Source organism: Nocardioides secundeburneus, assembly GCF_039939255.1.
Lineage (GTDB): Bacteria > Actinomycetota > Actinomycetes > Propionibacteriales > Nocardioidaceae > Nocardioides.
In genome coordinates this window covers 742,644-759,466 of the sequence record NZ_JBDUUE010000001.1, presented here as the reverse complement: position 1 = coordinate 759,466, position 16,823 = coordinate 742,644, and the positions used below count along the sequence as shown (strand labels likewise).

Annotated in this window: 16 protein-coding genes; 3 read left to right on the top strand and 13 right to left on the bottom strand. The window is 74.1% G+C overall.

Annotation, left to right across the window (positions count from 1 at the left end; genetic code table 11):
- The first annotated feature begins 160 nt into the window (after window positions 1-160).
- Window positions 161-745 (top strand): maleylpyruvate isomerase family mycothiol-dependent enzyme, encoded by a 585-nt coding sequence (locus ABFT23_RS03450; RefSeq protein WP_347892606.1) that lies wholly within the window; start codon window positions 161-163, stop codon window positions 743-745.
- A 48-nt stretch (window positions 746-793) separates the two neighbouring features.
- A complete protein-coding gene (locus ABFT23_RS03445; RefSeq protein ID WP_347892604.1) occupies window positions 794-1,150 on the top strand; it encodes a hypothetical protein in 357 nt (118 codons plus the stop codon).
- Between the two features lie 13 nt (window positions 1,151-1,163).
- Here the strand turns inward: ABFT23_RS03445 and ABFT23_RS03440 are convergent, their stop codons facing one another.
- The 3 genes from ABFT23_RS03440 to ABFT23_RS03430 are packed head-to-tail and all read right to left on the bottom strand — an operon-like array spanning window position 1,164 to window position 3,243.
- Window positions 1,164-1,808, bottom strand: coding sequence for a CG0192-related protein (locus ABFT23_RS03440; RefSeq protein WP_347892603.1), 645 nt, complete (start codon window positions 1,806-1,808; stop codon window positions 1,164-1,166).
- Between the two features lie 12 nt (window positions 1,809-1,820).
- Window positions 1,821-2,327 (bottom strand): DUF427 domain-containing protein, encoded by a 507-nt coding sequence (locus ABFT23_RS03435; RefSeq protein ID WP_347892602.1) that lies wholly within the window; start codon window positions 2,325-2,327, stop codon window positions 1,821-1,823.
- A gap of 16 nt (window positions 2,328-2,343) precedes the next feature.
- Window positions 2,344-3,243: a sulfite exporter TauE/SafE family protein gene (locus ABFT23_RS03430; protein ID WP_347892600.1), complete on the bottom strand. Its 900-nt coding sequence runs from the start codon at window positions 3,241-3,243 to the stop codon at window positions 2,344-2,346.
- A 210-nt stretch (window positions 3,244-3,453) separates the two neighbouring features.
- On the opposite strand from ABFT23_RS03430, the gene ABFT23_RS03425 reads away from it, so the two are divergent.
- Window positions 3,454-3,957, top strand: coding sequence for a hypothetical protein (locus ABFT23_RS03425; RefSeq protein WP_347892598.1), 504 nt, complete (start codon window positions 3,454-3,456; stop codon window positions 3,955-3,957).
- A gap of 6 nt (window positions 3,958-3,963) precedes the next feature.
- Here ABFT23_RS03425 and ABFT23_RS03420 read toward each other — a convergent pair whose 3' ends face one another.
- The 10 genes from ABFT23_RS03420 to ABFT23_RS03375 all read right to left on the bottom strand — a co-directional run bounded on the left by ABFT23_RS03420 (window position 3,964) and on the right by ABFT23_RS03375 (window position 16,713).
- The gene (locus ABFT23_RS03420; protein WP_347892596.1) at window positions 3,964-4,413 is read right to left on the bottom strand and encodes a YbjN domain-containing protein; all 450 of its coding nucleotides are present in this window, start codon (window positions 4,411-4,413) and stop codon (window positions 3,964-3,966) included.
- Entirely contained in the window at window positions 4,413-6,020 is a 1,608-nt protein-coding gene (locus tag ABFT23_RS03415) for a tetratricopeptide repeat protein (RefSeq protein WP_347892594.1), read from the bottom strand. The genes ABFT23_RS03420 and ABFT23_RS03415 overlap by 1 nt, the downstream gene beginning before the upstream one ends.
- Window positions 6,017-6,724: a hypothetical protein gene (locus ABFT23_RS03410; RefSeq protein ID WP_347892592.1), complete on the bottom strand. Its 708-nt coding sequence runs from the start codon at window positions 6,722-6,724 to the stop codon at window positions 6,017-6,019. The genes ABFT23_RS03415 and ABFT23_RS03410 overlap by 4 nt, the downstream gene beginning before the upstream one ends.
- Entirely contained in the window at window positions 6,721-8,373 is a 1,653-nt protein-coding gene (locus ABFT23_RS03405) for a peptidoglycan-binding domain-containing protein (protein ID WP_347892590.1), read from the bottom strand. The genes ABFT23_RS03410 and ABFT23_RS03405 overlap by 4 nt, the downstream gene beginning before the upstream one ends.
- A gap of 70 nt (window positions 8,374-8,443) precedes the next feature.
- Window positions 8,444-14,332, bottom strand: coding sequence for an Ig-like domain-containing protein (locus ABFT23_RS03400; RefSeq protein ID WP_347892589.1), 5,889 nt, complete (start codon window positions 14,330-14,332; stop codon window positions 8,444-8,446).
- A gap of 11 nt (window positions 14,333-14,343) precedes the next feature.
- Window positions 14,344-14,868, bottom strand: coding sequence for a phage tail protein (locus ABFT23_RS03395; protein ID WP_347892588.1), 525 nt, complete (start codon window positions 14,866-14,868; stop codon window positions 14,344-14,346).
- A 15-nt stretch (window positions 14,869-14,883) separates the two neighbouring features.
- Window positions 14,884-15,399 carry a phage tail protein gene (locus tag ABFT23_RS03390; protein WP_347892587.1) on the bottom strand — a complete coding sequence of 172 codons (516 nt, stop codon included), beginning with the start codon at window positions 15,397-15,399 and terminating at the stop codon, window positions 14,884-14,886.
- An 8-nt stretch (window positions 15,400-15,407) separates the two neighbouring features.
- Window positions 15,408-15,926, bottom strand: a complete 519-nt coding sequence (locus ABFT23_RS03385; RefSeq protein WP_347892585.1) for a phage tail protein — start codon at window positions 15,924-15,926, stop codon at window positions 15,408-15,410.
- Window positions 15,923-16,396, bottom strand: coding sequence for a DUF6916 family protein (locus ABFT23_RS03380; RefSeq protein ID WP_347892584.1), 474 nt, complete (start codon window positions 16,394-16,396; stop codon window positions 15,923-15,925). Before ABFT23_RS03380 ends, ABFT23_RS03385 begins: the two co-directional genes overlap by 4 nt.
- Window positions 16,393-16,713: a DUF6916 family protein gene (locus ABFT23_RS03375; RefSeq protein ID WP_347892582.1), complete on the bottom strand. Its 321-nt coding sequence runs from the start codon at window positions 16,711-16,713 to the stop codon at window positions 16,393-16,395. The genes ABFT23_RS03380 and ABFT23_RS03375 overlap by 4 nt, the downstream gene beginning before the upstream one ends.
- Window positions 16,714-16,823: the final 110 nt, after the last annotated feature.

Here is a 16,823-nt window from a genome sequence, read left to right as displayed (position 1 = left end):
CGTTCTCCTCGGTTCGGGGCGGCCTCGCTGGCTGCCTCTCACCCTCTCCACGAACGAGGTGACGGCGATACGACAGACCGGCGGGAATCTTCTGAGAACTTTTCCTACCGTGCGCGGTCCGGCCCGGGCACGGCGGATCGACGACCACTACCGTCGGTCCATGACCGACTGGGCGGCGCTCTACCGCGACCACGTGACCGCGGTGACCGCCCTCGTCTCCGGGCTCTCCGACGACGACCTGGCCCGCGAGGTGCCCGGCGCGCCGGCCTGGACCGTGCACGACGTCCTCGCCCACCTGGCCGGCGGAGCGGCCGATGCCGTCACCGGCCGCACGGACGGCGCCCCGGGGCCCGAGTGGACGGCGCGCCACGTCGCCGAGCGAGCGGTGCTGCCGGTCGCCGTCCTGGTCGAGGAGCTCGAGACCAAAGCCGAGGCGATCGGCCACTCCACGGTCGACAACCCGCGCCCGGCGATCGTGTGGGACATCGCCGTCCACCATGCCGACCTGCACGAGGCCCTCGGCCTCGGTCGCCTGCCCGAGCGCTACTGGCGGCCCGTGCTCGAGACCGTCGTGCTCATGCGCAAGCCCGTCGTGCCCGAGGGCGTCGACGACTACGAGCTCTTCCGCGGGCTGTTCTCGCGGCGCTCACGGGCGCAGCTGCGCAGCTGGGGGCTCGACGACGACGCCGTCGAGGGGCTGGGCATCTTCGGCCCGCGCGACGACGACCAGCCCGTCCCCGCCTGAGATGCCTCGGCCCTGTCGGCCCCCCGCCGGCGGACCTACAGTGCTGGCATGGCTCGCTACTCGGTCAACGGCGCCGCCGTCGCGCACGTCCGCGACCTGATCGCCAAGCGGCAGTACGTCCTCGAGAGCGACTGGGGTGACGCCCAGCCCGCGGCGGTCGTCCAGAACGCCTACCTCGACCGGCACTCGTGGGCCGAGTACGCCTCGTGGCACCTCGGCCTGACCGAGGGTGCCACCGACGAGACCAAGGCCCGCTACGCCTTCGTGGTCGGCGACCTCCGTCGCGTGCACCGCTCGGGCCTCATCGCCTGCGCCTACCGCGCCGCCGAGTGGCGCCACAAGCAGGTCGAGCTGGCCGCTCACGACCTGCTGCAGGAGCTGGACCGGACCGCCGGCATCGAGTAGGCAGCGCCCGCGATCAGCCCGCCCGCACGGCGGCGAGCACGGTGGGGGTGCTGTGGTCGGGCCAGCGCCCGGTGAGCGTGTGCTGCCCGGCGACGTCGAAGCCGGGCTCGGTCGTCACGACGCGGCACAGGGTGACCTCGAGCCCGGGGCCGGCAAGCACCGTGCAGCCGACGACCTCGTGCCGCTCGAGCGCGTCGATCACCTCCGACGACGGCAGCACGACGCCCGGGCTGCCGCTGCCCTGCACGAACGTGGTGGTCTCGCGGGGGGTCAGGACGCCGTCGACGTCGACCTGCAGGTCGGCCTGGCGTCCGCCGCCCAGCACCGTCGAGACGAGGGCAGAGCGGTAGACCGGGTCGGCGAGCCCGTCGTAGACCCACCGTGGGCCGAGCACCGAGTGCGTCATCTCGCAGACGAGGTCGCGCTCGGCGCCCTCGAGCGGCGCGGCCCGGTAGGTCAGCGGCGCCTGCAGCACCGGGCCGTCACCCGCGCGGAGCAGGAAGGTCTCGGTGCCGACCTCGCCGTCGGGGTCGTCCAGTCGGTAGGCGCCGAGCGTCGTCAGCGGGCCGCTGCCGGCGTACCACGACCGGTGGGGCACCCAGGCTTGCAGCAGCTCGGCCTTGGTGGGGCTGATCGAGGCGCGGTGCAGGACGGCCATGACGCCAGTCTCTCACCAGCCCCAGGTGCCGGGCTCCCCCTTGAACGGTCCGACGACGCGGGAGGTGATCCAGCCGCCGTAGAAGCCGCCGGCCTGGGGCACGACGACCTCGCCGTCGACGAGGCAGGCCTCGACCTGGCCGGGCATCACCGAGACCGCGCCGGCGAGGTCGGCGAAGCGCGCGGTCGGGTCCGGGTAGGTCCAGGCCGCACGGGGCGCCACGACCCCGCCTCCGACGACGTCGAAGTAGGCCGCCACGCCCTTCCACTCGCACGACGACGAGCCGTCCGTCTCGCGCAGGGCGCCGTCGACGAAGGCCTCGCGGGGCAGGTAGTACGTCGGCGGGTGGCTGGTCTCGAGCACGCGCCACGACCGGGTCGTGCTGGCGACGACCACGCCGCCGAGCACCACCTCGACGGTCTCGGACGACGCCACGAGGGCCGGCGGGCGGGGATAGTCCCAGCACGACTCCTGCCCGGGGCCGGGCTTGATGCGCTGGTCGGGGCGTGGGTGTCTCACGACTCCCAGTGTGCCCTCACCCCACGCGGGCGGGCTCGCGGTCGTCGTCGGCGCCGTCGGTGTCGGTGAGCCGGCCGCCGACCTTGCGCAGGGCGATGGTCAGCACGACGACGGCGACCAGCACCACCGGCACGTAGGCCGGCAGCGACTCGGCGTCCTGCGAGCGCAGCAGGGTGCGGTAGTTCGTGACGAGGATCAGGCTGCCGACCAGGGCGCCGAGCACCGGCAGGGACAGGTGCCGGACCAGGTAGGCCGCGAAGGGGGCCGCGACGACGCCGCCGGCGAGCAGACCGCCGACGATGCGCCAGTCGATGGCCTCGTCGGAGAGCCCGACGAGGAAGCCGATGCTGGCCGAGAGCGCGACCACGAACTCCGACGTTGAGACCGAGCCGATCACCTTGCGCGGGTCGAGCGTGCCGCTGGAGATGAGGGTCGGGGTGGTGACCGGTCCCCAGCCACCGCCGCCGGTGGAGTCGATGAAGCCGCCGACGAGGCCGAGCGGACCGAGCAGCCACGGCCCCGGGCGCCGGCCCGCGCTGGGGACCTTCGGCTGGCTGAAGACGAACCGGGCGATGATGTAGACCCCGAGCACGATGAGCAGGCCGGCCACCCACGGCACGGCCGCCTCGGTCGAGGCGTTCGACAGCGCGGTGGCGCCGACGAACGCACCGATGCCGCCGGGAACGGCGAGCATGCCGACCACGCGCCAGTCGACGTTGCCGAAGCGCCAGTGCGAGAGGCCGGAGACGAGGGTCGTGCCGACCTCGGCGAAGTGCACGGACGCCGATGCGACCGCGACCGAGACCCCGGTGGCCACCAGCAGGGAGTTCGACGTGACCCCGTAGGCCATGCCGAGCGAGCCGTCGACGGCCTGGGCCGCCAGTCCGACGACGACGAAGATCAGGAACTTCTCCACGGTGCGCTCTCCTCACGAGGTGGTGTCGGGCGACCCTACACCCAAAGATTATAAAGTCACTATTCTTCGGTATCTCCGATGTCACAGTCGGAAATATGGATCGACATGGGCCGGGGGCGCCGCGGCGGTCGGCGGCGTCCGAGTCCGCGTGGGGTTCGCCGACGCCGTCCCGGGGCACGGTGGCCCCGACGACGACGAGAGGCGGGACCCATGACCGACGCACTGGAGCGCAGGCATCGCATGATGCGCGAGGAGCTCGACCGACTCTGGGCGGCACTCGTGCTGGGTCTGGGCTGCGTGCTGGCGCTGGTGTCGATGTTCGTGCCGATGTTCTCCTACGTCGAGGGCGACGACGGCAAGTGGGACCCCGCCGACGGCCAGTCGACCCTGCTGGGGCTGGTCGGCGAGCCCGGGGAGAGCGACCGGGCGGGAGCGATCGCGCTGGTCGCCCTCGTGGCGTTCCTCATGGTCGTCGCGTGCCTGGCGCTCACGCCGATCGTGACCGGCGGGCGTGAGCCGTGGGCCGGGTGGGCCATGGTGGCCGCGGCCGTGGTCACCCTCGCCTGCGCGTTCACCCTCCTCGTGCTCACCGACGCCGGGAGCGGGCGGAGCCGGGCCACCGACGACGACGTCGACCTGGCGGCCGGGTTCCTGCTCCTGGTGATCGTGCCCGTGTGGTTCCTGGTCGGGCGCAGCCGCGCCGCGTCGCGCTGAGGAGCCTCAGAGCGCGAGGCGCGCGAACGCGCCGGCGGTGTCGGCGCCCTCGGCGACGGCCTGCAGCTCGGTCAGGCATCGGTCGACGGTGAGCACGTTGCCGTAGACGAGCCCGCGCAACAGCCCCTCCGTCGGCTCGCCGCCGTGGGAGAGGAAGAGCATGGTCCGAAAGGCCGCCCGCCCGGAGTCGAGGTCGAGCTGGAACGCCCCGGTGAGCAGGCGCCAGTTGCTGCGCAGCACCAGCTCGGCGAACGCCGCGCGACGATCGTGGTCGACCACGAAGGGGAGCACCGACTCGAAGGCGAGCTGGCCGAACGGGTCGTAGGGCCGCGCTCGGCACGACCACTCCCGGCGCGTGCCGACGAAGTGGGTCTCGATGCAGGGCACGCCGTCGTGCTCACCGGGCTCGACCGGCCACCCGTCGTCGGAGAGGAAGCGCAGCACCTGGTCGAACATCAGCCCGTGACCCCGAGCTCGTCGTCGACGACGGCCCGCAGCGCCCGCGCCTGGGCCATGCCGGGGTCGGCGTCCAGCGCCCGGTCGACCCAGCGGCGCGCCGCCTCGAGGTCGCCCGCGCCGCGGTGCGCGACGGCCAGCGAGAACAGGGCCGGCGCGCTGTCGGGGTGCGCGGCCACGGAGTCCTCGAGGAACGGGAGCGCGCGGGCGAAGCGGTCCATCGCCGACAGGGCCAGCCCGACGCACAGCGCGAGGTCGAGGCGCTCACCGATGGGGAACCACTGGTCCCACACGCGCAGGAGCGCCCGCTCGACGTCGGCGCGCTGCACGTCGGGCACGTCGGGCAGCACGTCGAGCAGCCGCGGGAGCAGCTCGACGAGCAGCGTCGGGTCGTACCTCGAGAGCCGCAGCGCGGCGAGCAGCGACCCGACGCCGGTGTCGGCGCCGGGCGCGAGCAGCGAGCGCAGCAGGTAGTAGTTGTCGGGCCCGGTGTCGACCAGCTCGTCGCGGACGGCGGCCGCGAACGACTCGGGGTCGGCGACGGCGCCCTGCGCGAAGGCGCCCACGACGAGGTGCGGCGACCGGTCGCGCGGCAGGACGGCGACCCCGCCGCAGGCGCGCGTGCGGCGCGCGAGCAGGTCGAAGTTGACCATGAGCGAGAACCCGGCGCCGTGCAGCACCACCGAGGGCTCGGGCTGCGAGCACAGCTCGAGCAGCGAGCCGTGGCCCTTGTCCGCGACGAGCGAGCAGCTCGAGCCGGCGGTGAGCCCGGCGACGAGGTCGAGCCAACGCAGGCCGCCGGTCGGCACGAGCACGGCGGTGTCGTCGAGCACCTCGCGGTAGTGCTCGAGCACGGGCGCGAGGCCCTCGGGACCGCCGGCGGGCAGGGCGTCGCACGGCACGCTCGACCAGACGACGCCACCGGCGGGACGGTCGGCGTGGAGGTCGGCCGGCACGGTCACCCGCGCCTCCCGCAGCTCGCCGGCCCGCACGACGTAGGCGTCGTGCACGAGCGTGTCGAAGACGTAGTTGGCGATCCCGACGACCGGCCCATCCCACTCCCCCGGGGCGAGACGTCGTCCGGACACCCGGGTCGTGGTCGGCCCCGGGTCGTCGGCGTCGAGCACGGCGACGTCGAGGTAGCCGCCGGCGAGCAGCGGCGCGTACGACGGGTGGGCCGCCCAGGCGTCGACGCGCTCGGCGCTGAAGTCGGTGACCACGTAGGTGAAGCGGAGGGTGGGGGCGAGCTCGCGCAGGGCCTGCACGCACAGGTAGGCGAAGCGTCCCGAGCCGCCACCGAGCTCGACGAGCAGCAACGGCCGCGCCGCCTCGTCGTCGGGCAGCGCGCGCAGGAACTCGACGACCAGGCGGGCGTAGCAGTGGGCGATCACGGGGTTGCCCGTGATGTGGTGCGGCACCGCGCCGCTGCCCCAGAGGCCGGCGACGTCGCCGTCGTAGAAGGACCGTTGTCGGTCCCACAGCCCGGAGTCGGCCAGCCGGACCGGCTCCCGACCGGTCGACCCCGAGGACGACGTCGACGAGACAGCGTGTCCGAGCACCGAGGAGATCGTCTTGCCCACACGGGGCGGCGCGGGCGTGGTGGTCACGGCGTCGTCCAGGCGAGGTGGGTGGCCTGGACGACGCCGCTGCCGTCGACGTCGACCTCGGTGGGGCCGACGCTGACGACGACGTAGCCACCGTCGGGCACCGCGATCGGCAGGTCGGCGAGCCGCACCGACCACCCCGGCTCGACCGGGCCGTCGATGCCGACGTCGACGGTGGCCTCAAGGCTGTCGACGACGGCGTGGTCGGCGTCGTAGGCGGTGGCCTCGAGGGCGAGGGTGCCGAGCCGCACCAGCACGGCCTCCGTGCCGATGTGCTCGAGCAGGGCGTGGCCGTCGGCGTCGTCGACGGCCGGGCGCACGGCGAGCCGGAGTCCGGCCACCGGGTGCGACGCCAGCGACCGGTCGAGGTCGCGGACGACGCCGACCAGGTCGGCGGCCGCGGCCGGCGGGTCGGCCGGCGGCGCCAGCGCGAGGTCGACGCCGTCGGCGATGAGCCGCTCGACCGTGCCCGTGCCGGCGGGCTGGACGACGGCGCCGAGGCCACCGGCCGCCGCGACGGCCTCGGCGAGCCGGGCCTGCTCGGCGTCGTCCAGCCGGCGGGTGAAGCGGCCCACGGCGACGCCGTGGTCGGTGCGGGCGGACACCGTGTCGCCTGCGACCGTGAGGGACGACGACAGCGGGGAGGGTCCGGGCGTGTAGCGGGTGTAGCGCACCAGGCTCCTCGTGGGGTCGGTCAGGTCGGTCATCGGCGTTCGGGCTTCCACACGTCGGCCTTGCCCGTCTGCAGCGCCCACTCGCGAGCGAGCAGGCTGACGAACGGTTGCACGTGCCGCGGCTCGATCGGGTGCTCGTGCGGCGGGGCACCCTTGCCCCCACCGCCCTTCTTCGGGGTCGTGAGCATGTTGCCCATCAGGCTGTTGTTCGAGTAGAGGAACGGCGTCACGCAGGCGCCGAAGTTGGCCTGGAACCCGGTGACGCCCTTGGCGTTGAAGGCGGCCTGGATGTCGCCGTACACCGACGACCCGCCGTTCTGCTGGGCGTACTGCTGGGCCACGAAGCGCGAGAACCCGCCCTGCTTGGTGCCGAGCTTGGGCGCGATGACGCCCTTGAGCACGGCGCCCCAGGCCGGGTCGTCGTTCGCCACGGGTGCCGCGACGACGTCGCTCAGCGGCAGGTTGGTCTTGATGTCCTTGGCCAGCTGGACGCCGTCGGCGGCGAGGCCCGCGGTGTCGCCGACGGCCGGCTCCTCCCCGGTCACGTCGACGTAGTGCTCCTCGGTGCGGTTGTACTCGTCGGCGAGGCCGATGAGGTGACCGAACTCGTGCGGCGCCATCGAGCGCCGGTCGTCGATCGTGTACCAGGTGCCGGAGTTCGACCGGCTCTGCTTCGCGTTCGCCTTCGGCAGCGACGGGTCGGCGCGGTAGACCTCGACGACGTGGCCGGCGCCCCGCTTGGCCTCGAAGTCGAGGTTCATCGTCTTCTTCTTCGGGTCGCTCTCGTTGACCGCGCGGAACGTGCTCCAGATCTGCTTGATGTCGGACAGCCAGGTGCCGATCTTCGCGTCGACACCCGGCTGCTTCTTCTTGAAGTCGATGTTGACGGTGACCGTCATCGCCGTCTTCGACAGCCGCCAGTCGTAGGCGGCGCGCAGCCCGACGTTCGTGACGCCCTCGACCTCCTCGCGCCAGTCGAACTCGACGTGACCCTGCGTCGCGGCGCCGGCGACCTCGAGCTTGGCCCACGTCGCCGGGTCGGCCAGCCCGGTCGCGGGCAGCGGCACACCGGCCTGGAACGCCTTGAGGCCCCCGTCGGTGAGCGGGCCGAAGACGCCGTCGACGGTGAGCGGCGCGCCCGCCGCCTTCGAGCTGTTGAGGCGTTCCTGCAGCTCCTTGACCGCCACGCCCTTGGCGCCGACCGCGAGCGCGGCGTGCGTGCCGAGGGCGGGGTTGAGCAGCTGTTGGGTGTTGCCCGGCCCGTCGACGACGGTGTCGTTGTTGCTGATGGCGACCGAGGGCGCCCGCAGCTTGAGCTGGTCGTGGGTCGTGCCGTCGACCACACCGTTCTCGACGACGCCCTTCGCGCCCTCGGCGATCAGCTGCTTCTGGAACGCCTTCGCCGCGGTCGTCGTCTCGGCGTCGAAGCGGCCGGTGATCGCGACCCGGGGCTTCGCACCGACGTGGTTGAGCTGCTGCTGGATGACGCCGACGTCGTGGTTCGGCCCGTCGCCCTCCTTGAGCCGCTGGACGGCGAGCGCCTGCACGAGCTGCCCGGCCACCTTGTTGCCGACCTGGCGCTGGAGCACCGTCACCCGGTGGTCGGGCGCGCGCCGGGGCGCGCCGCCCCGCTCGTCACGCTCGGGGCCCGTCGTCGGCCCACGGCGGGCCCGGTCCACCATCCGTCCACGGTAGGACGACGGGCTGGGCCGTGCATGCCCGATCGGGCAGACGTGGCGACGGCGCGTGGGATCAGAACAGCCGCGGGACGACCACGTTGACGTTGCGCCCGCCCTTGAGGACGTCGCGACCTCGACCGCCGACGAGCACGTCGCTGCGTCGTCCGCCGAACAGTACGTCGTCGCCCGCGCCGCCGTACAGGGCGTCGCGGCCCTCCTGACCGTCGAGCCGGTCGCGGCCGGGGCCGCCGCACAGCAGGTCGCGCTCGGCCCCACCGCGGATCACGTCGTCGCCATGGCGGCCGAACATCAGGTCGACGCCCGCGGTGCCGACGAGCCGGTCGGGCCCGTTCGTACCGACGACCACACGCACGCTGCGTCGGGCGGTGCCGGCGGCGTTGGTGGCCACCACCGTCACGATCGCGACGCCGGAGCGACCGGGGACCGGGCGCACGACGAGGCGGTGGCGAGGGTCGCCGGCGCCGCGGCCGACGACCCGGACGCGGGACGGCGGCACCAGCGCCGCGTTGGTGGACAGGATCCGCAGCGTCGTCGCGGTGGCGGGCGTGAGTCGGATCCCGACCTGCCCGCCGTCGAGCCCGTTGCCGGGCAGGCACCGGTGGTCGAAGAGGATGCCGACCTGCGGTGCCGGGACGGCGAGCCACGTGACGACGACGCCGGGCACCGCGGCGGAGCCATTGCCGGCCCGGTCGCGCAGGGCGCCGGCGGCGAGGCCGAGCCCGACGCCGCCGCTGGTGCGCATGCCGGTCACGCTGACCTGGAAGGTCGCCGCGCCGCGACGGGTCACCGTCGCCGTCCGGGCGCCGGCCGTGCCGGTGACCACCAGGTCGGCGGCGGCGAGGTCGCCGACCGGCTCGCTCGCGGTCACGGTGAAGACGACCGTGCTGCCGCGGGCCGGGTCCGCCTGTCCGGGGCCACGGGTCACGACCACGGTCGGCGCGGTGGCGTCGTACCCGGTGCTGAAGGGCGTGGCCGCGGCGTTGCCGTTGCCCGCCGCGTCATCCGCTGCGTCGGCGGGGAGGCCGACGGTGGCGCCGTCACCGGCCGGGTCGAAGGTGAGGGTGACGCCGTAGGTGTCGGCCGAGCCGACGAGGTCGGACAGCACGCCGCCGGTGACCGTCAGGTCGCCGAGCGCGAGGCCGGTGACCGGCTCGGAGAAGACGACGTCGAGGGTGATCGACGTCGACGAGGTCGGGTCGGCCGCCGAGCTGGTGATCGTCGCCGTCGGGGCGGTCGCGTCGGCGAGCCGGGTCAGCGTCGTCGACGCGGTGCTGGTGTTGCCCGCCGCATCGGTGGCCGCGCCGTCGATGACGGTGACCGTGACGTCGCCGTCGGCGGACGGCTCGACCGTGAAGGTGTAAGTAGCGCCGGAGCCGGCGAGGTCGCGCGCCACGCCGTTGGTGATCGCGACGTCGTCGAGCGTGACGCCGGTGACGGTCTCGGAGAACGTGGCGGTGACCGTGAACGCGCCGTCGACCGGGCCGGCAGGCGCCGTGAGCGTCACGTCGGGACGCACGGAGTCGAAGGCGCGCCGCAGCACGTCGGAGGCGGTGCTGGGGTTGCCGGCCGCGTCGCGCACCGCGCCGTCGACGACGAGGAGGCTCGCCTCGCCCTGGGCCGTCGGGACGACCCGCACCGTGAAGCCCGAGGCCGTGACCACCAGGTCGGTGAGCCCGGCGCCCGTGACCTGGAGGTCGCCGACCTGGAGGCCGGTGACCGGCTCGGAGAACGTGCCGGTCACCATGAACGGTGCGTTGAGCGGCCCGTCGGGGGCCGTCAGCGTGACCGTGGGCCGGGTGGCGTCGTAGTCGCGCGGGAGCGGGGTCGCCGCTTCGTTGCCGTTGCCGGCGACGTCGGTCGCCGCGTTCGCGGGCAGGCCGACCGTGACGGTGCCGTCGACGGCGGGCGTGACCGTGAACCGGTAGACCGACGCGCTGACGGTCTCGAGTGCCGACGGCGTGCCGCCGGCGACCTCGACGTCGTCGAGCGTGAGGCCGGTGACGGCCTCGGAGAACGTCGCGGTCACCGTGAAGGCGGCGTTGAGCGGCCCGGCCGGCGCCGTCAGCTCGACGGTCGGTCGGGTCAGGTCCGCGGCGCGAGTGATCGTGTTGCTGGCCGCGCTCGGGTTGCCGGCGGCGTCGGTGGCCGCGCCACCGGTGACCGAGACCGAGACCTCGCCGTCGGCGGTGGGACGCACGTCGAAGGTGTACGTCGTGCCGGAGCCGGCGAAGCCCTCGACGGTGCCGTTGACGACGGTGACGTCGCTCGCGACGACGCCGGCGACCGACTCGGAGAACGTCAGCGTCACCGCGAACGCACCGTTGACCGGCCCGGATTCCGACGTCAGCGTCGCCGTCGGGGCGACGGAGTCGAAGGTGCGCACCAGCGGCGTCGCCGCGGTGTTGCCGTTGCCGGCCGCGTCGGTGGCCCTGTTCGCGGCGAAGGCGACGGTGACCGCGCCCTGCGACGACGGCGAGACCCGCACCGACCACGTCGTGCCCGACCCCTGGAGGTCGTCGAGCTCGGCCGTGCCGCCGGTGACGGCGAAGTCCCCGACCTGGACGCCGGTGACCGACTCGCTGAACGTCGCCGTCACGCGGTAGGCCGCGCGGAAAGGCCCGGGTGCGGCGTCGAGCACGACCGAGGGCCGGGTGCCGTCGAAGACGGTGGTGACGGGCGCACCGGCCAGGCTGGTGTTGCCGGCGGCGTCGGAGGCGGCTCCGGCCGGCAGGGCGACGACGACGTCGCCGTCCGCCGTCGGCCGGACGCTCACCGTCCAGGTGGTGCCCGAGCCGGTGACCGCGGTGACGGTGCCGTTCGTGACCGAGAAGTCGGCGGCCTCGAGGCCGGTGACCGTCTCGGAGAACGTCGCGGTGACCGCGAAGGCCGAGCTGACCGGCTCCGCCGGCGCCGTCAGGACGACGCTCGGCCGGGTCAGGTCCGCTGTCCGGGTGATCGTGTTGCTGGCCGCGCTCGGGTTGGCGGCGGTGTCGGCACCCGCGCCGTCGGCGACCGAGACCGACACCTCGCCGTCGGCGGTGGGACGCACGGAGAAGGTGTAGGTGTCGCCGGAGCCCGCGAAGCCCTCGACGGTGCCGTTGACGACGGTGACGTCGCCGGCGACGACGCCGCTCACCGACTCGGAGAACGTCAGCGTCACCGGGAACGCGCCGTTGACCGGCACGGTCGCCGACGACGTCGTCGACAGCGTCGCGGTCGGTGCGAGGGAGTCGAAGGTGCGCACCACAGGCGTCGCCGCGGTGTTGGCGTTGCCGGCCCGGTCAACCGCTCCGCCCGCGGGGAACGCGACGGTGACCGGGCCCTGCGCCGTCGGCGACACGAGCACCGACCACGTCGTGCCCGAGCCCTGCAGGTCGCCGATGGTGGCAGAGCCGGCGGTGACCGAGAAGTCCCCGGCCTGGACGCCGGTGACGGACTCGCTGAACGTGGCCGTCACGCGGTAGGGCGCGCGGAACGGCCCGGGGGCGGCGTCGAGCGACACGGTCGGGGCGGTGCCGTCGTAGTCGACCGACAGCACGGGCGAGGCCAGGTTCGGGTTGCCTGCCGCGTCGGCGACCGCGCCGGCGGGCAGCGAGACCGTGACGGGGCCGTCGGCGGTGGGGGTGACGACGAGCGTGTAGACCGCACCGCTGCCGGCCAGGCTGCCGAAGGTGGCGTTGGTGACCACGAAGTCGCCGGCCTCGAGCCCGGTGACCGCCTCGCTGGCGATGATCGAGACCCCGAAGGAGCCCCGGACGGGGCCGGCGGGGGCGTCGAAGGCGATCGTCGGGCGCGTGGTGTCGACCAGCACCGTCCCGCTGGAGAGCGGCAGGTTGCCCGTCGAGAGCGTCTTGCCGGAGGCGTCGGTGGCCGTGGCGGAGGCCGGGACGACGACGCGCACGGTGCCGTCGCCGGTCGTCGCGAGCGAGACCGTGCAGTCCTGGCCCGAGCAGCTCACGCCGGTCACGGTGGCGCTCGCCGTGCCGGTGGTGGCGCCGACCGCGACGTCGGCGGTGGTGAACCCGGTGACCGCCTCGCTGAACCGGACGGTCGCCGTGGCCGTCGTCCGCACCGGCGAGGGGCCGGCCGTCACGGAGACGACGGAGGGCTTGTCGTCGCTCGTCGCGGTCGCGCTCGCGGCGTCGTTCGCGGCGTTGGCGTCGGTGTTGGCGGGCGCCGAGATCGACGACGTCCGCTGGAGGACCGTGCCGGACGGACGGCCCGTGACCACCCGGCTCTGCACGGTGATCGTGCCGGACTCGCCCGGGTCGAGCCCGAACAGCGTCCAGCGGAGCGGGTCGGCCGACGTCTGGGAGACGACGACCCCCGGGGTGTCGTACGTGATGCTGCCGACGAGGTCGGTGAGGTCGGCGCCGACGTCGTTGCTCAACGTCAAGGTGGCGCCGTCGACCTCGGTCGCGCTGACGGCGGCGTTGGAGAAGCCGAGCGTCCAGGTGATCACGTCGCCGGTCTCGACGCCGGCGACCGGCGCGGCGGGGTTGCTCGGCGAGACGGTCAGCGTCGTGCCGAGGTCGGCCTCGAGCCGGCGCGGACCCTGCTCGATGCGTCCCCACGCCTCCGACTCGCCGGGGGCCAGCAGTCCCGAGGCCTCGCCGGACCAGGTCGTGAACGAGGTGCCGACGGTGCCCTTGCTCCAGGCCACCGCCGGGGCGGTCGGCTCAGTGCTGATCGAGCCGCGCAGGGTGCTGAGCGTGAAGGGCCCGGTCGTCACCGGGGTGTCGCCGGTCGTGAGACGGGCCGTGCGCACCTGGTGGTCGACACCCTGACGCTCGATCCACGACACGACGGCCTCGCCGTCACGGTTCGCGCTGATCGCCGGCGACAGCTGGTCGTTCGCGGACGGACCCACCGGGCCCAGGACCCGGAAGGACGGGTTGGCCGCCGTGACGACGCCGACCCGGCCGGCCGTGACGCGGGCCGGCCCGCCGCTCGGGAACGCCGACCAGGCGACCAGGGCGCCGTCAGCGCCCACCTCGGCCGTGACCGACGTCGGGCCCCCGTCGGTGACGTTCGACGTGATGCTCGTGCGCAACGGCGTGAAGTCCGACGTCGTGAACCCGATGAACAGCCGCGCCTGCGGCGCGTCGTCGATGGTGGCGGTCCACGTCACGACGGCGGACCCACCTCGCTGGACGGCGACCGACGGCGCGCTCTGGTCGCCGACGGTCAGGCCGAAGTCGTTGGCGACCAACGAGTCACCCACCGGGGTCAGGTCGGTGCCGCGCAGCCGGGTCAGCCGGGTCTGCCGGAGACCGTTCTCCTCGGCCGACTGCCACGCCACCACCAGCGCATCGGGCGCCGGGGTGCTCGCGGCGACGGCGACGTCGGGCTGACGGGCGTCACGCTCACCGACCGGGTCGGCACTGACCGCGACCGAGTCACCGACCGTCCGATCGGCGACGGTCACCGCGCGCACCTGGAAGGCCGTGCGGTCGACCGGCCCGATGTCGGCCAGGGTGTCCTGGGCGTAGACGACGACGAAGCGGGCGCGCCCGGCGTCCCAGGCCACCGACGGCTCGACGGCGTCGAGGTCGCCCCGGCCCGTCGCGCCCGAGGCGATGGCGAGCTGGTCGCCGACGACGGCGCCGCTGGTGGCGTCGACGTACTGGCCGACGACCGACTGGCGCGTGCCGGCCGAGCCGCGGGCGGCGTCGACGACGGTGGAGGCCGACCAGACGACCAGGTAGCGGTTGGCGACCGGGTCGAAGGCGACGTCGGTCTCACCGACACCGCCGAGGGCGTCCTGGGTGTTGAGTCGGGTCTCGGCCGAGCCGGCCGGGGCGCGGACCAGCGGCGCCTCGGTCGTCGGTGCCTGGACCAGTGCCGACGAGGCCGTGGCCGTCGGGGCGCCCAGCGGCACTGCGGCGAGGAGTCCTCCGGCGAGGGCGCCGACGAGGGACAGGGACAGGGTGCGGTTCACGTGGTGACCTTCTAGCTGCGGCTCGGGTAGAGGCCGGCGAGGGCGATCACCCAGTTGAGGACGAGGGAGGGTCCGAGGTTGGGGTGGGCCTGACCGCCCCCACCGCCGTCGGGCGTGCCCGGCCCCATCGCCACACCGGCCGACGTGGCTCGGGTGGCGAAGCGGAGAGGACCACCCGCGGCGATCAGGGCCCCGTCGGGGTTTGCGGTGTTGGCCTGTCGACCGGAGGCGTCCAGACGGTGGTCGTGCAGCGGGAGCTGTGCCGCGGTGAGCACGACCTCCTCGGCACCACCGGACGAGGCGAGGGTGTAGGTGCTCCCGCCGGGCAGCGGCCCGGCCCCGACCGGCACCCGGCCGCGCAGGTCGGGCAGGGCGAAGGTGGTCACACCGTCGCCGCCGTAGCGGTTGCCGAGCAGGGAGAACAGCGCCTGGTTCTGCGCCACCGGCAGGAGCTGGCCGTCACAGGGGGCCCAGCCGCGGGGGGCGAAGTCGAAGGCGGTCAGCATCAGGCTGCCGAGGAAGGGTTCGTCGCTCACGAGGTGGTCTCCTGCTCAGGGACGTGGTGGGAACACGCCCTGCAGGGCGATGACGTAGTTCAGGACGACGAAGGGCTGCCGGTTCTCGTGCGGCTGGCTCCCGCCCGCGCCCGGCAGGGTCGCGAAGGTGAACCGGCCCTCGCCCCCGGCGCGGAACGCCGGTGCGGAGCCGGCCGCGAACGCCGTCCCCGCGGGGCTGCTCGCGTTCCCGGGGCCTGCCGAGGCGAGGACCCGGTGCCGGTGGGGCGGCATCGTGGCGGCGGTGAGGGTGACGGACTCGCTGCCCGACGGTTGACCCAGCTCGTAGCGCGACAGGCCGGGGCCCTGGCCCCGGTTCACGGCGACGCGGCCGCTGAGGTTCGGCAGGGCGAAGGTGGTGGTGCCGTTGCCGCCGTAGGTGATACCGAGGATGCTGAAGAGCGCGACGTTCTGGTTGATGCTCAGGAGCTGGCCCTGGCACAGGGCCCAGCCGCGCGGCGCGAAGTCGTAGGGGCACGGGGCGATCTCGCCCACGAACGGCTCGAAGTCCATGTCGCTCCTCAGCTCGCGAACGGGTAGATGCCGAAGAGGCTGATGATGTAGGTGACCGCCAGCACCGGTTGCACGTTGGCGTGGGGCAGGCCGGAGCCGGCCGGGCTGACGGCGTCGGCCTGCAGGCCCACCCCCGCTCCCCCGGTGCTGTAGGCGGCGTCCTCGAGCACCTGGGCGGGCACCGCACCGACCGGGGACGACGACGTCGCCAGGCCGCTGCTGGCCGCCAGCCGGTGGTCGTGGGGCGGCAGCTGCGCGACCGTGAGGGTCACGGTCTCGGTGCCGAACGCCTGCCCCGCGACCCGGTCGGACAGGCCCGGACCCTGCCCACGGTGCACGGGCATCCGGCCCCGCAGGTCGGGCACGGCGAAGGTCTGCTGGCCGTCGCCGCCGTACCTCGTGCCGAGGAGGTTGTAGAGGGCGTCGTACTCGGCGATCGGCAGCAGCGAGCCGTCGCACAGGGCCCAGCCGACGGGCGCGAAGTTGCCGCCGAAGAGCCGGATCTCGCCGATGTGGGGCTCGCTCATCGAGCCACCCCCCGACGGTCGACGGTGCGGTTGAACACCGCGACCAGGGCGTCGCCCGGCTCCGGGCCCTCCGGCACGAGGAACACCGGACCGGCGTCGAGGCCGGTCCGCGAGATCTCGTAGCTGTCCTGGGGGAGGTCGCGGTCGGGCGTGAAGCGCAGCACGAAGCTGTCGGTGTCGCCGGCCGGCGCCCCGTTCAGGTCGAGCACCTCGACCAGCTCGAGGCCGGCCGTGGTGTCGCCGAGGCGGGCGGTGAACCGGCGTCCGAGGTGCGGGGTGAAGCTGGCCCGGTCGAGCACCGGCGCCGCAGCGGCCGCGCCCTGGAACAGCTCGGGGCCGAACCGGAGTCCGACCGGGACGGCGACGGCCGCGCCGACGACGCCGGCCGCGGTGATGACGCTGCGTCTGGTCGCCGCGACGGGGCGGCCGGTCGCCTCGGGGTCAGCGAGGGTGTCGAGGTGGTCGGTCATGGCGTCTCGGCCTCCCGGGTGAAGGTGGACTGGTAGGTCGTGGTGGCGTCGTCGCCGGCGACCGGGACGAGGAAGAGCCAGGCCTCGCCGTCGTCGAAGCGGACGCGGTAGGTGCTCTGGTCGAGGCGCGGGTCGGCCGGACCGACGAGGTCGACCGACCAGGAGGCCCAGCCGCCGGCGACCCGCTCCTGGCTCGGCTCGCCGAGGGTCAGCGCGAGCACGGGCTCGCCCTCGGGCCCCAGCAGGGTCGCGGGGGTGCCGGCACGCGCGGACAGGTACGCGTGGTCGAGGTCGACGTCGTCGTCGGTGGGGGGCATCGGCTTCTCTTCGTGTGTGGTCGCCCGGAGGGTGGCGACTGCTCAGGGAAGCACCCAGGAGCCGTACCCGGTGGAGTTTCACGAGATTTCACCCGTCCGGTTCCCGTGGA